Origin of the sequence: Streptomyces sp. NPDC101118 (assembly GCF_044759445.1) — a bacterium.
Taxonomy (GTDB): Bacteria; Actinomycetota; Actinomycetes; order Streptomycetales; family Streptomycetaceae; genus Streptomyces.
On sequence record NZ_JBIVZG010000037.1, the window covers coordinates 1 to 13,407 of the forward strand.

A 13,407-nucleotide genomic window follows, 5' to 3' on the forward strand; every position below is an offset into this window, starting at 1 on the left:
CCGGTGGACCGGCCGGGGCCGGTGGACCGGCCGGGGCCGGTGGACCGGCCGGGGCCGGTGGACCGGCCGGGGCCGGTGGACCGGCCGGGGCCGGTGGACCGGCCGGGGCCGGTACGCGGGCCCGGGCGGACCGGGCCGGGTCGACGACGGTGCGGCAGCGGAGCCAGCCGCTCGCCCCGGCCGCCCCGGGGTGCGGGATCTCCGTCGGGCGGTCGGCGGGTCCGGCCCGGTCCAGGCCGTGGGCGCGGCAGAAGTCGTCGTCGTAGACCGTGCCCAGGTAGCGGTCCGGACCGTCCGGGAAGACGGTCGCCACGACCGCCCCGGGCTCGGCGCGCGCCGCCCAGGCGGCGACCAGGGCGACCGCTCCGGTGCTCCAGCCGCCGCTGACGAAGGCGCTCCGGGCGAGCCTGCGGCAGGCGTCGACGGCCTCCGCCGGGCCCACCCAGTGCACCTCGTCGAAGGCGCCGTACGGCACGTTGCGCGGGTGGATGCTGCTGCCCAGCCCCCGCATCAGGCGGGGCCGGTCGGGCCGGCCGAAGACGGCCGAGCCGACCGCGTCGACGCCGATCACCTTCAGGCGCGGCCAGCGGCGTCCGAGGGGCCCGGCCAGACCGGCGCTGTGGCCGCCGGTGCCGACGCTGCACACCAGCACGTCCAGGTGCTCCAGCTGACCGCACAGTTCGGCGGCCATCGAGCGGTAGCCGGCCGCGTTGTCGGGGTTGTTGTACTGGTCGGGCCAGTAGGCGTCCGGCATCCGGCGCAGGACCTCGCGCAGCCGGGCGATCCGGGCGGCCTGCCAGCCGCCCTCGGGGGCGGGCCGGTCGACGAGCTCCAGCCGTGCACCGTACGTACGCAGCAACCGGCGCATGGACGGCTCGAGTTCGGCGTCGCCGACCAGCACGACCGGGTGGCCGAGGGCCTGGCCCGCGAAGGCGAGCCCGATGCCCATGGTGCCGGAGGTCGACTCGACCACGGGGGCTCCGGGACGCAGTTCGCCGCGGCGCCGTGCGCCGAGCAGCATGGACACGGCGGACCTGGCCTTCATGCCGCCGGCGCCGAGTCCTTCGAGCTTCGCCCAGAAGCCCGGGTGGGGGTGGGGCAGTCCGGTGCGGATCCGGGCCAGCGGGGTGCCGCCGACCAGGGACAGCAGGTCCGGGCCGGCGGCGCGGGGCGGCGTCCGGTGCCGCGGCGGTGCGGTGGCGGTCACCGGGCGCCTCCGTAGTGGTGGACGACTCCGGAGCCGCCGTCGAGCCAGAAGAAGGGGTACGGCTCGGCGGACACGGCGCTCACGCCGGCCTCGAGGAAGCGCGGCAGGACGGCGCTGCCGGTCTGCGCGAACATGACGAGGGGCTTGCCGGTGGCGGCGGCGTGGTCGAGCAGCGGCTGGAAGGTGCCGTTGCCCAGGGTCATGCCGGAGGCGAGGACCGCGTCGCAGCGCTCCAGCTCCGCGAGGGCGTCCGTGCGTACCCGCTCGCCCCACTCGGTGACCCCGCCCTTGAGGTCGCAGGGCACGTAACCGGTGCCGCGCGAACGCAGCTCCTCCAGGAGGGAGTTGACGACGCCCACGACCAGCACCGACCGGAGCCCGCCGGCGGGCAGCAGGCCGGCCACCGCCCGCGCGCGGGCGCGGGAGCGCCGGAGCGGGCTGCCGCCGGGCACCGGGCAGGGCCGCGCCCCGTGCTCGGGGGTGTGCGGCCGTACGTGCATCAGGTAGGCGTCGAGCGCGGCGACCCGCACCGGCTGCAGGGGATGGCCCAGGAGCTCGGCCACGGTGGCGCCGACGCAGTCGTCGACCGCCCCCGGCGGCAGTGTGCCGGGCTCCACGGCACAGGAGCCGGTGGCCGCGGCCAGCCGCAGGCTGAGCACTTCGTTGCGGTAGCCCCGGGTGCGGCCGGGGTGGCGTACCGCCTGCGAGGTGGTGAAGGCGAGCGCGATGCGCTCCCGGGCCGGGTCGGGGCCGTAGGCGCCGGCGCGGACGCGGTCGACGAGCCGGCCGAGCGTACGGACGGGCGGCGCGGCCGGGGCCGGCGCGTGCCGGGCCCGGGCGCGAGAGGCCGGCGCACTCACGCGGCACCCACGAGCGTGGGACGCAGGCGGGCGAGCAGGCGCTCGGCGCTGCGCCGCGCGCCGTCGCCCCCGGTGTCGGCGGTCATGACGTGTCCGAGGTAGTCGTTGTTGCTGGTGGCGGGGCCTACGGTGCGCCCCGGTCCGGCGAGGGCGAGTTCCAGCACCTCGGGCCGGTCGCGGACGCCGTCGGCGCCCTCGATGCCGGCGAGGACGCCGGAGGCCGCGGGGAGCAGGAAGGCGATGGCGGCGCTGCGCACCCCGGTCGGCCGCGGGGCCAGGTCGGGGGTGCGGCCGAGGGCGAGGTCCACGCAGGCGGCCGTGAGGTCGACGCCCGTGACGTGGCGGACCAGTTCGGTGATCCGGTTGCCCGCCGGCCGGGGGTTGACCTCGACCACCCTGGGCCCGTCGGGGGTCAGTTTGAGCTCGGTGTGGCAGACCACCCGGTCCAGGCCGAGGGCCTCGACGGCGCGGACGGCGGTCGCGGCCGCCTCCGCCGCCTGCGGCAGGTCGAGGGCGGCGGGGAACATGTGGCCGGTCTCGATGAAGCCGGGCGCCCCTCCGATGCTCTTGTCCGTGACGCCCACGACCCGGGTCGACCCGTCGGACGAGACGGTCTCGACGCTGACTTCGGGTCCGGTGAGCAGCTCTTCGAGGAGCAGGGCGGGGCTGCGCCGCATGCCGCGGGCGTTGACGGGGAACGCGGCCGCCGCCCGGCGGGCCGCCGCCAGCTCCCCCGCGTCGCGGACCTTCCGGACCAGCATCCCGGCGCACAGGTCGACGGGCTTGACGACCAGCGGGTAGCCGATCTCCCGCGCCGCCGCCTCCGCCTCGCCCGCCCGGGCCGGGTCCGCGGTGTCCGTGCAGACGGCGAAGCGCGGTCCCGGCACCCCGGCGTCCGCCAGCACGCGGCGGGTCAGGTCCTTGCGGCAGGCCGCCTCGACGGCCCGGGGCGCGGGACCGGGCAGGCCCAGCCGTACGGCGGCGCGCGCCACGGCCGGCAGGTAGTAGTCGCAGGAGGAGACCACCCCGTCGAAGGCGAGCACCGCGTGCAGGCGCTCCAGGCGCGGCAGCAGCGCGTCGGCGTCGTTGGTGTCCGCGGTGAGCACGTTGCGTGCCGCGAGCAGGGGGTGTGCGCCCTCCTCGGGGGCGGCGCGCAGGTAGTGGTGCAGGTCCCGGGTGACGAAGGTGAACTCGTGCCCGCCCGCCCGCACCGCGCGGGGCAGCAGCCCGCTCATCGACCCCACCCAGCTCTCCACAACCAGCAGATGTCCCAACGGAGTTCCTTTCAGACCGCCATCACGGCACACGGGCGTGCGGCCGGCACGGACCGCCCGGGGGCGGCCGTCCGGACCGACGCGGGAGACGTTATCGGAAACCGTTTTCATTTCCAATGAGCGCCTCCAGGGTGCGGCCGGTCCGGGGCGAGGACGGCGGGGAGCGGGGGCGGTGCCGCGCGGGCGTCCGGGCGACCATTCGGCCGCCCGCCGTGGAATTCGGTCGGCGGCGCTTCGTGCGGGGCCGGGCCGGTGAACACCCGGTAAACGGTGCGCATTTCCCGCAGGGTGAATTACCGCGGCTTTACTCGGCGTACAGGCGGGGACCCCTCGCGCCCCGGATGCCCGGAGCCGCCGAGTGCGGGCAAAAAAGGGACCCGGCTCATTCTCCTGCAATGAATTCCGGCCGGGGGAAATAGACGGCCACGGAAAGTCGAATGACGACCCACGGCCCGGCCGGGGAGCACCCTCCGGCCGGGCGTCCCGGCGCCTGCGGGGCGCCCGGCGACCCGGAGGGCGCACGGGGGGCGCGCGAGCCGGAGCAACCGCCGGTGGCCACCGCTCAACGGGGGCCGACGGGGCTCCAGGAGCCCCCGGCGGCACCGCCTCCGGCCCCTTCCGGCCGCCTCCGCGGACCGGTCCGACGGGCTTCCCAACTCCCCGTTGTCACAGGCCACATGGCCTGTCACCCCCGTCACGGCACCCGCACCAGGCACCGACTTGTGGATCACTCTTCGCAACTTGACCGCAAGTTGCACACATTCACTCTCCAGACGGGCCGCGATGGTCTAGATTGACCACTGCTTCAGACGCCTGGACACGAGCCGAACCATCTCTGGACGATCATCCCGGGGCCCGAGGGGGGCGCACGGGAGCATCCGGAATTCACCGGGTTCCCTGGCAGGACGGGACTCTGGTAGAACATGCGGGTCCGCTGCCGCTCGGATGGGTTTCACGTAGTGCCGCAATAGCTGCAATAGCCGGTATGCCATTCGCGGGAGGTGGGGACCTCCCGTGCGAGAAACAGTGTGAGGCGAACTCGCCGGAGCACTGGCGACCTGGGGGGGTCCTGTGCAGCAGAGGGAATTAACCAGCCCGTTTCCGGCTGCACGCGGGCGGCTGGGGAACGGGACCTACCACCGGCCCGCGAGCGACTGGGAACAGCAGTACCGCCGGACCGTCGTGCTCGGCGACACCCTGGCCACCGCCCTCGTGGTGGCCGTCATCGGCGCCTCCCTGGGGGACCGGGAGGCCACCCACTGGCACGAACAGTGGGGCACCCTCGCGGTCGCGACCGAGCTCCTGCTGCTGGGAGCGCTGGCGGTGGGCCGCTCGTGGGCGCCGGCCGTACTCGGCCAGGGCGCCGAGGAGTTCCGCCGGCTGGGCCGCTCACTGTTCACGACGGCCGTGGTGCTGGCACTCGGCGGGATCGCCCTCACCTCACGCCACATCAAGCTCTGGGTGTTCGTCGCGATCCCGGCGATCGCACTCGTCACCATGACCACGCGGTACGTACTGCGCCTCCGGCTGCACAGGCAGCGTCAGGAAGGCAGGTGCCTGAGACCCGTGCTCGCCGCCGGCAGCCCGGCCACCGTGCACGACCTGATCACCAGGGTGCGCAAGTACCCGCACCTCGGCTGGCGGGTCGACGCCGTCTGCACCCCGGACGGCCTCGGAACCGACGGTGACCGCCTCGACGGCGTGCCGGTCGTCGGCCGGCTGACGGACGTCGCCGGCCACGTGCGGCGCGACGGCTACCGGGTCGTCGCCGTCACCCCGGACCCCCACTGGTCGCCCGAACACCTGCAACGGCTCGCCTGGAACCTCGAGGGCAGCGACGCCGAAATGGTCGTGGCGCCCGTGCTGATGGAGGTGGCCGGCCCCCGGCTGCACGTCGACGCGGTGCTCGGGATCCCGCTGCTGCGGGTCAGCATGCCGACGTTCACCGGAGGGCCCCGGGCGGTCAAGGAGGTCGTCGACCGGCTCGGCGCGGCCTTCCTGCTGCTGCTGTTCGCACCGGTCATGGCCTTCGTGGGACTGCTCGTGGCGCTGGACAGCCGGGGCGGCGTGTTCTACCGCCAGCGCAGGATCGGCAAGGACGGCCGCCCCTTCATGATGGTCAAGTTCCGCACCATGGTCGCCGGCGCCGACCGGGCCCGTGCCGAACTGGAAGGCCTCAACGAGGGCGCGGGCCTGCTGTTCAAACTCCGCCGGGACCCGCGGGTGACCCGGGTGGGAGCGCGGCTGCGCCGGTACTCGCTGGACGAGCTCCCGCAGCTGTTCAACGTACTCACCGGATCGATGTCGCTCGTCGGTCCGCGGCCCCCGCTGCCGGAGGAGTCCGCCGCCTACGGCCCGGACATCCGGCGCCGGCTGCTGGTCAAGCCCGGCCTCACCGGCCTGTGGCAGGTCAGCGGCCGCAGTGACCTGCCGTGGGAGGAGGCGGTGCGGCTGGACCTCAGGTACGTCGAGGACTGGTCGCTCGCCCTCGACACGGTGATCTTGTGGAAGACCTTGCGTGCGGTGCTTCAGGGGCAGGGGGCCTACTGATGCACGGAGCGTGCAGTCCGGTCAGCTGGCGGACGGCAGGCCACTGGGGCCTGGCCGGGGGGAGGAACGGGACATGCGGATAAGCGTCTTGGGGCTCGGCTACGTGGGCTGCGTGTCGGCCGCGTGCCTGGCCAGCCTCGGACACGAGGTCATCGGAGTGGACGTCAGCCAGGTGAAGGTCGACCTGGTCAACTCCGGCCGGGCCCCGGTGGTCGAGGAACGGATCGGCGACCTCATCGCCGAAGTGGTGCGGACCGGGGCGTTACGGGCCACCGGCGACGTCCGCGAAGCGGTCATGGGCAGCGACGTGTCGCTGGTCTGCGTGGGCACGCCGTCGGAGCCCAACGGCAGCCTGTGCACCACCTACCTGGAGCGGGTCACCGAGCAGATCGGCGCCGCGCTGGCCGAGCGCGGCGGGCGGGGCGACCGCCACACGGTCGTGTTCCGCAGCACCATGCTCCCCGGCACCTGCCTGAACCTGCTGGTGCCGATCCTGGAAAAGTACATCGGCGGCACGGCCGGCGTGGACGTCGGCGTCGCGGTCAACCCGGAGTTCCTGCGGGAGGGCTCCAGCGTGCGGGACTTCTTCGACCCGCCCAAGACCGTCATCGGGGAGCTCGACCCGGCCAGCGGCGACGTCGTGGCCGCGCTGTACGAGGGACTCCCCGGCGAGGTGTTCCGGGTGCCCGTCCCCACCGCCGAGGCCATCAAGTACGCGGACAACGCCTTCCACGGCCTCAAGATCGGCTTCGCGAACGAGCTGGGCGCCGTGTGCCAGGCGCTCGGCGTGGACTCGCACCAGGTCATGGACGTGTTCCTGGCCGACCGCAAGCTGAACATCAGCTCCGCCTACCTGCGGCCCGGCTTCGCCTTCGGCGGCTCCTGCCTCCCCAAGGACCTGCGCAGCCTGGTCCACGCCGCGCGGCAGGCCGACGTGTCGGTGCCGATCCTCTCCCACGTGCTGCCGTCCAACTCCGACCACCTGCAGCGCGCCGTCGAGCTGGTCGAGCGCACCGGCAAGCGCCGGATCGGCCTGTTCGGGCTGTCCTTCAAGCCGGGCACCGACGACCTCCGCGAGAGCCCGCTCGTCGAGCTCGCCGAGAGACTCTTCGGCAAGGGCTACGACCTGCGCATCTACGACCCGAACGTGAACCTCTCCCGGCTGCTCGGCGCGAACCGCGAATACGTCGAGACGCGCCTCCCGCACCTCGCCAGGCTGCTCTCCGACTCCGTCGACGAGATCCTGGAGCACGCCGAGGTCTGCCTCGTCGGCACCGGCGACCCCGCCGTCCTGTCGGCGCTGCCGCACGGCGAGGGCCCGGTGATCGTCGACCTCATCCGTGTCCCCGACGCCGAGGCGCGCCGGGCCGAGCGGGGGTACGTGGGCCTTGCCTGGTGACCCGACCGGCGGCGCCCGCCCCGCCCGGCGCGCGCTGATCCTGGTGGAGAACCTGTCGGTGCCGTTCGACCGGCGGGTGTGGCAGGAGTGCACCACGCTGCGCGACGCGGGCTGGGAGGTGCACGTCATCTGCCCCCAGGGCGAGAAGCGGGACACGGAACCGGAGGCGGAGATCGACGGGGTGCGGATCCACCGCTACCCGCTGCGTGCCGCCACCGGCGGTCCGGCCGGCTTCGCGCAGGAGTACGGCACGGCGCTGTGGCACACGTTCCGGCTGGCCCGCAAGGTCGGGCCGGTCCACGTGGTCCACGCCTGCAACCCGCCGGACCTGCTGTTCCTGCCGGCCCTCTGGCTCAAGCGGCGCGGGGCGCGGTTCGTCTTCGACCAGCACGACCTCGTACCCGAGCTGTACCTCTCCCGGTTCAACCGCGGCAAGGACTTCCTGTACCGCGCCGTCTGCGCGCTGGAGCGGCTCACCTACCGGACGGCGGACGTCGTGCTGGCCACGAACGAGAGCTACCGGGACGTGGCGCTGAGCCGTGGCCGGCAGCGGCCGGAGGACGTGTTCGTGGTGCGCAGCGCGCCCGACACCGGGCGGTTCCAGCCGGTGCCGCCCGAGCCGGAGCTGAAGCGCGGCAAGCCCCATCTGCTGTGCTACCTCGGTGTGATGGGCCCCCAGGACGGGGTCGACTACGCGCTGCGGGCCCTCGCGAAACTCCGCGACGAGCAGGGGCGGACCGACTGGCACGCGGTGTTCGTGGGCGGCGGCGACACCTTCGACGCGATGGTGGAGCTGTCCCGGGAGCTCGGGCTCTCGGAGCAGGTGCAGTTCACCGGCCGCATCCCGGACGCCGACCTCGCCCGGTACCTGTCCACCGCGGACGTGTGCCTCTCGCCCGACCCGCACAATCCGCTGAACGACGTGTCGACCATGAACAAGGTGCTGGAGTACATGGTGATGGGCCGGCCCATCGTCTCGTTCGACCTCAAGGAGGCGCGGGTCTCGGCCGGCGAGGCCGCCGTCTACGCCCCCGCCAACGACGAGGCCGAGTTCGCCCGGCTCGTCGCACGGCTGCTGGACGATCCGGACGGGCGTGCCCGGATGGGCAAGATCGGTCAGGAGCGGATCGGCGGACCGCTCTCCTGGCCGAACTCCCAGGCGTCCCTGCTCGCCGCGTACGCCGCGGCCTGCCGTGACCACGCCCCGCTGCGGGCGGGCGACCCGGACCGGGCAAGGAGGAGTCCGGGCCGTTGAGCGACGACACCATACGGCTGGTCACGATCGGCCGGATCTTCCGCCGGCGCCGGCGGCTGCTCACCCTCCTCGCCCTGGTGGGTGCGCTCGTCGGCTACGGCACCTCCCTGCTCTTCCCGCCGCGCTACACGACCTCGGCGTCGATCCTCCTGCCGGGGGCGTGGCAGGAGCGCGAGCTGCTGACCCAGGCGCAGATCGCGACCAGTTCGGTCGTGGTCGACCGCGCGGCGGCCGCGCTCGGCTGGAAGGGGGTCGACGGCGACGAACTGCGGGAGCAGGTCGCCGCGCAGGCCTCGGAAGGGAACATCATCAAGATCTCGGGTACGGCCGAGACGCCGGAGCGGGCCCAGCGGCTCGCCGACCAGGTGGCCCGGCAGTTCGTCACGTTCGCCGCGCGGGTCATGGGCGACAACGCCGGCCCCGACGCGGCGGGCCGGCCCGAGGAACTCCGGGAGATGGTGGCCCAGGCCGCCCGGCGCATCACCGAGCTGTCCAACGCCACCGACCCGGGGCGGACCGTCGAGAGCGTGCAGGCCCGGACCGAGCTCACCAAGCTGCGCACCGCGCTGCAGGAGGCCGCCGACAAGCTGGAGCAGGCCGACCCGGCGACGGACAAGGCCGGCATGGTCGTGATGGGACCGGCGCCGCGGCCGACCGCCGAGGCGCCCCCGACGACCGTCCACCTCGTCGCCGGCGGGGCCGTGCTGTTCGTCCTGGTGGCGGTCATCTGCCACCTGACCGCCGCCCGGACCAGCCGGCGGCTGCGCACCGGGCCGGAAATGGCCGCCGCGCTGCGCTCGGTTCTGCTGGGCACGGTCGACGTGCCGGTCGAGGGGGCCGCGTACCGGCCGGAGACCCCGGGCCCGCGGGCCCGGATCCGCCGGCTGCTGGGCACGGAGGGCCGGTGGAACGCGCCCGCCCCGCGGGCCTCCGGTGACGAGACCGGCCAGGAGCTCCGCTACCGGCGGGTGCACGCCCGGCTCCGGGACCGGGCACCCGGCCGGCGGCGGCTGCTGGTCGTCGTCCCGGACGGCGACGAGCTGGCGCGCCGGGCCGCCGGGCAGCTCGTCCTCACCGGGGCCGGGGAGGACGCCGGCGCCGGCGCTCCGGGCGAGGACCCCGCGCTGCGGGTGGTCCGGGTGGCGGTGCTCCGGCCGACGGTGCCCGACCGCGAGGACGAGGCCGGTGCCCTGGTCGTGCTCAGCTCGGGCAACTGGACGGCGGAGGAGCTCTCCGGCATCGCCGAGGCCTGCGCGGACGCCGGGCACGAGCTCGTCGGCACCGTCCTCGCCGATCCGGTACGGGCCCGTCCGGCCCGCGCCGGGGGCCGCTCTCGGCATGGAGCCAAGCCGGTGCTCGCCGCCGGCCACGACGCGACGGGAAGTTCAGGGTGACGACGAGTACGACCACGGAGTCGCCGGCCGCCGCTCCGCTGCTTGACCTGCATTCCCTGGTGGTGGCCGTGTGGCGGCGACGGCGCCTGTGGTGCTCCGCGGCGCTGCTGGGGCTGGTCATCGGCACGGCGCTGGCGGTGCTGATGCCCACGCCGCCCAGCGCCGTGACCAAGGTGCTGGTCGCGCACCAGGAGGACCAGCCGAACGACCCCGGCACGCTGATCCGCACCGACGCCGCGCTGCTCCACACCACCCGGATCGCCGGCAAGGCCCTGGAGACCCTCAAGTCCACGGAGAAGCCGGCGGACTTCATGGAGGACTACACCGGCACCGGCCTGACCAACAACCTGCTGCAGATCGACGTGACGGGCGGGAGCGACGCGGACGCGGTGGCCCGCGCCCGCGCCCTGGCCGACGCGTTCGTCGCCGACCACGTACGGCGGATCCAGGAGTCCTCGGCCGCCGAGGCCAAGACCCTGCTCGCGCAGCGCGACCGGCTGCGGGCCGAACTCGCCCAGGTCAACAAGGAGATCGGCGAAGGGTCGCCGGACAGCGGGGCGAAGGCGTCGGCGACCATGGAGTCGCTCTTCTCCCGCCGGGCCGAACTCACCTCGCGGGCTGCCGAGTTCGACCGGCGTGCCGCGGAGGCGCGGCTCGGCACGCCCCGGCTCGTCGCCGGCACCCAGATCGTCGACGCCCCGCGTGCGGTGCGGCGCTCCCCCGCCAAGGACACGGCCACGCACGCCGCGATCGGGCTGGTCCTCGGCCTGGTCCTCGGCCTCTCGGTGTCCGCGGTCGGCACGGTGGTGGCGGACCGCCCGGTGCTGCGCCGGGACATCGCGGCGCACCTCGGTGCCTCGGTGATCGCGGAGCTGCCCCGCCGTTCGGGGAAGCCGTGGCGGCGCCGCGGCACCCGGACGGCCCGCGAACGGCTCACGACCACGCTGGCCCGCACCGTGCGGGACTCCGAAGAACCGGTGTCGGTGCTCGAACTGGGCTGTGCGCGCAAGGCGGGCGAGATCGCCCTGGACCTCGCCCGGGCCCTGGGCTCCGAGGGGCGGCCGGCGGCCGTCGTCGACGGCCTGCCGGGCCCGCGGCGCGCCGGGCGCCGCGCGAAGGCGGGCGACCCCGCCGTGGCCGTCGCCGGGCCGGCCGCGGAGGGACCGTACGAGGGGAACCGGGTCGGTGTCGGCTCGGTGGCACCCGGCACCGCGTGGACCGACCTGCGGCACCTCGGTGCCCGCGCGGTGCTCGTGGTACGGGCCGGGCACGGCAGCGCGGCCTGGCTGCACACCGTGGCGCGGCAGCTCGCCGAGCAGCGCGTCCCGGTGATCGGTGTCGTACTGGTCGACGCCGATCCGCTCGACCGCACCGACGGGACGCTGTGGGACGGGCAGTACGCCCCGCCGCGCGCCCGGAACGACCGGCCGGCCCGGCCCAACGGGACCGCCCGGCCGGCGGACCGGCTGCCGAAGTGGGCCGCCCGGGTCCCGGACACCGACCAGGAGGCGAGGTAGGACATGTGTGGCATCGCAGGCACGTACCGGTGGCCGGACGGGAAGGCCGTGACCGACCGGCTGACCGACACCCTCGCCCACCGCGGGCCGGACGGGGCGGGCAGGTACAGCCACGCCGCCGGGGACGGCGAGGTGCACCTCGGGCACCGGCGGCTGTCCATCATCGACCTGTCCGACACCGGCGCCCAGCCGATGGCGAAGGACGGACTGGTCCTGACGTACAACGGGGAGCTGTACAACGCGCCCGAGCTGCGGGCCGAACTGGCGGCCGCCGGGGTGCGGTTCCGGGGCACGTCCGACACCGAGGTGCTGCTGGAGGCCTGGCGGCGCTGGGGCACGGACTGCCTGCCCCGGCTGCGCGGCATGTTCGCTTTCGGGGTCTTCGACGAGCGGACCGGTGAGCTGGTGCTCGTCCGCGACCAGCTCGGCATCAAGCCGCTGTTCCTGCTCCGGCGGGGCGAGGGGCTGGTGTTCGCCTCCGAGCTGAAGGCGCTCGCCGCCGCCACGGGCGGGTCGCTTGAGGTGGACCACGGGGCGCTGGTGGCCTCGCTGCTGTACTACTGGGTGCCGGACTCGCGGTGCGCGTTCCGCGAGGCGGAGAAGCTGCCGCCGGGCAGCTGGCTGCGCTGCCGGCCGGACGGCCGGACGGAGCGCGGCCGGTTCTGGAACCTGAAGGACGTCGCGGCCGAGGGCCGGGAGCGGGCCCGGGCCGGTGAACTGCCGGACATCGCGGCCGTCGTCGAGGAGTCGACCCGGCGCCACCTGCTCTCCGACGTGCCGGTGGCGACCTTCCTCTCCGGCGGTCTCGACTCCAGCTACCTGACGGCGCTGGCGGCCCGCGAGCAGCCGGGGATCTCGGCCTACACGATCGGGTTCCGCGCCGAGGACGCGAAGTTCGAGGCGATGCCGGACGACCTCCGCTATGCCCGGCGGGTGGCCGAGCGGTTCGGCGTGGACCTGCACGAGATCGAGATCGCCCCGGACGTGCTCGACCTGCTGCCGCGGATGACGTACCACCTGGACGAGCCGATCGGCGACCCCGCCGCGATCAACACCTTCCTGATCTGCTCGGCGGCCCGGGAGGCCGGGGTGAAGGTGATGCTCTCCGGGATGGGCGCCGACGAGCTGTTCGCCGGCTACCGCAAGCACCTGGCCAACCTGGTGGCGCTGCGCTACCAGCGGATCCCGGGGCCGCTGCGGCGCGGTGTGTCCGGTGCCGTGGACCGGCTGCCGGTGGCCACGGCCCGCCGGGGGTACCGGTCGGTGCGGTTCGCGAAGCGGTTCCTCTCCTTCGCCGGTCTGCCGGAGGAGACGGCGTTCCGGCGCAGCTACACCATGTACGACCGGGAGGAGCTGCTCGGCCTGGTCGATCCGGACCTGGCGGGGACGGTCGGGGACGTGCTGACCGAGCACGCGGACGTCTACCGGGACAACGACCTGGACGACTTCGTGAACCGCATGTGCCTGGCGGACGCCCGGATGTTCCTGCCGGGGCTGAACCTCGCGTACACGGACCGCTCCAGCATGGCCGCCTCGACCGAGGTGCGGGTGCCGTACGTGGACGTGGAGGTGGTCAGGGCGGCGTTCGCCGTGCCGGGCGACCGCAAGATCGTCGGCAGGCAGGGCAAGGCGGTCCTGAAGGAGGCGGCCACCTCGGTCCTCCCCCGGGAGATCGTCTACCGGCCCAAGGGCCTGTTCAGCGCCCCGCTGCGGGCCTGGATGAGCCGGGACCTGGCACCGCTGGTGCGCGAGGTGATCCACGACGGGGCGCTCGTCGGGTCGGGGCTGCTGCGCCGCGACGCCCTGGAGCGCATGGCCGCCGAGGACGCCGCCGGGCAGCGGGACTTCTCCAAGCATCTGTGGCACGTGCTGACCCTCGAGTACTGGTACCGCGACGCGACCTCCGGTTCCGGGCAGAGCACTCGGTTGACGGCTTAGGAATCTTCAAGGA

9 protein-coding genes are annotated in these 13,407 nt (G+C 74.4%); 6 read left to right on the forward strand and 3 right to left on the reverse strand.

Features of this window, described 5'->3' with window-relative positions; translation table 11 throughout:
- The 3 genes from ACIQUQ_RS34460 to ACIQUQ_RS34470 form a co-directional block, all read right to left on the reverse strand.
- Positions 1–1,207: PLP-dependent cysteine synthase family protein (locus ACIQUQ_RS34460; protein WP_403983998.1), on the reverse strand; the 1,207-nt coding region annotated here is incomplete at its 3' end.
- A complete protein-coding gene (locus ACIQUQ_RS34465; protein ID WP_403984000.1) occupies positions 1,204–2,067 on the reverse strand; it encodes a Rossmann-like domain-containing protein in 864 nt (287 codons plus the stop codon). The genes ACIQUQ_RS34460 and ACIQUQ_RS34465, both read right to left, overlap by 4 nt.
- The gene (locus ACIQUQ_RS34470) at positions 2,064–3,341 is read right to left on the reverse strand and encodes an ATP-grasp domain-containing protein (RefSeq protein ID WP_403984002.1); all 1,278 of its coding nucleotides are present in this window, start codon (positions 3,339–3,341) and stop codon (positions 2,064–2,066) included. The genes ACIQUQ_RS34465 and ACIQUQ_RS34470 overlap by 4 nt, the downstream gene beginning before the upstream one ends.
- 1,071 nt (positions 3,342–4,412) lie before the next feature.
- On the opposite strand from ACIQUQ_RS34470, the gene ACIQUQ_RS34475 reads away from it, so the two are divergent.
- The 6 genes from ACIQUQ_RS34475 (at position 4,413) to asnB (ending at position 13,394) form a co-directional block, all read left to right on the forward strand.
- Entirely contained in the window at positions 4,413–5,891 is a 1,479-nt protein-coding gene (locus tag ACIQUQ_RS34475; protein WP_403984004.1) for a sugar transferase, read from the forward strand.
- Positions 5,892–5,964: 73 nt separating this feature from the next.
- The gene (locus ACIQUQ_RS34480; RefSeq protein ID WP_403984006.1) at positions 5,965–7,290 is read left to right on the forward strand and encodes a nucleotide sugar dehydrogenase; all 1,326 of its coding nucleotides are present in this window, start codon (positions 5,965–5,967) and stop codon (positions 7,288–7,290) included.
- Positions 7,280–8,545 (forward strand): glycosyltransferase family 4 protein, encoded by a 1,266-nt coding sequence (locus tag ACIQUQ_RS34485; RefSeq protein ID WP_403984008.1) that lies wholly within the window; start codon positions 7,280–7,282, stop codon positions 8,543–8,545. Before ACIQUQ_RS34480 ends, ACIQUQ_RS34485 begins: the two co-directional genes overlap by 11 nt.
- The gene (locus tag ACIQUQ_RS34490) at positions 8,542–9,939 is read left to right on the forward strand and encodes a Wzz/FepE/Etk N-terminal domain-containing protein (RefSeq protein ID WP_403984010.1); all 1,398 of its coding nucleotides are present in this window, start codon (positions 8,542–8,544) and stop codon (positions 9,937–9,939) included. The genes ACIQUQ_RS34485 and ACIQUQ_RS34490 overlap by 4 nt, the downstream gene beginning before the upstream one ends.
- Complete coding sequence (locus tag ACIQUQ_RS34495) at positions 9,936–11,456, forward strand: Wzz/FepE/Etk N-terminal domain-containing protein (protein ID WP_403984012.1); 1,521 nt, start codon at positions 9,936–9,938, stop codon at positions 11,454–11,456. The genes ACIQUQ_RS34490 and ACIQUQ_RS34495 overlap by 4 nt, the downstream gene beginning before the upstream one ends.
- A gap of 3 nt (positions 11,457–11,459) precedes the next feature.
- The gene (gene asnB / locus ACIQUQ_RS34500) at positions 11,460–13,394 is read left to right on the forward strand and encodes an asparagine synthase (glutamine-hydrolyzing) (protein WP_403984014.1); all 1,935 of its coding nucleotides are present in this window, start codon (positions 11,460–11,462) and stop codon (positions 13,392–13,394) included.
- Positions 13,395–13,407: the final 13 nt, after the last annotated feature.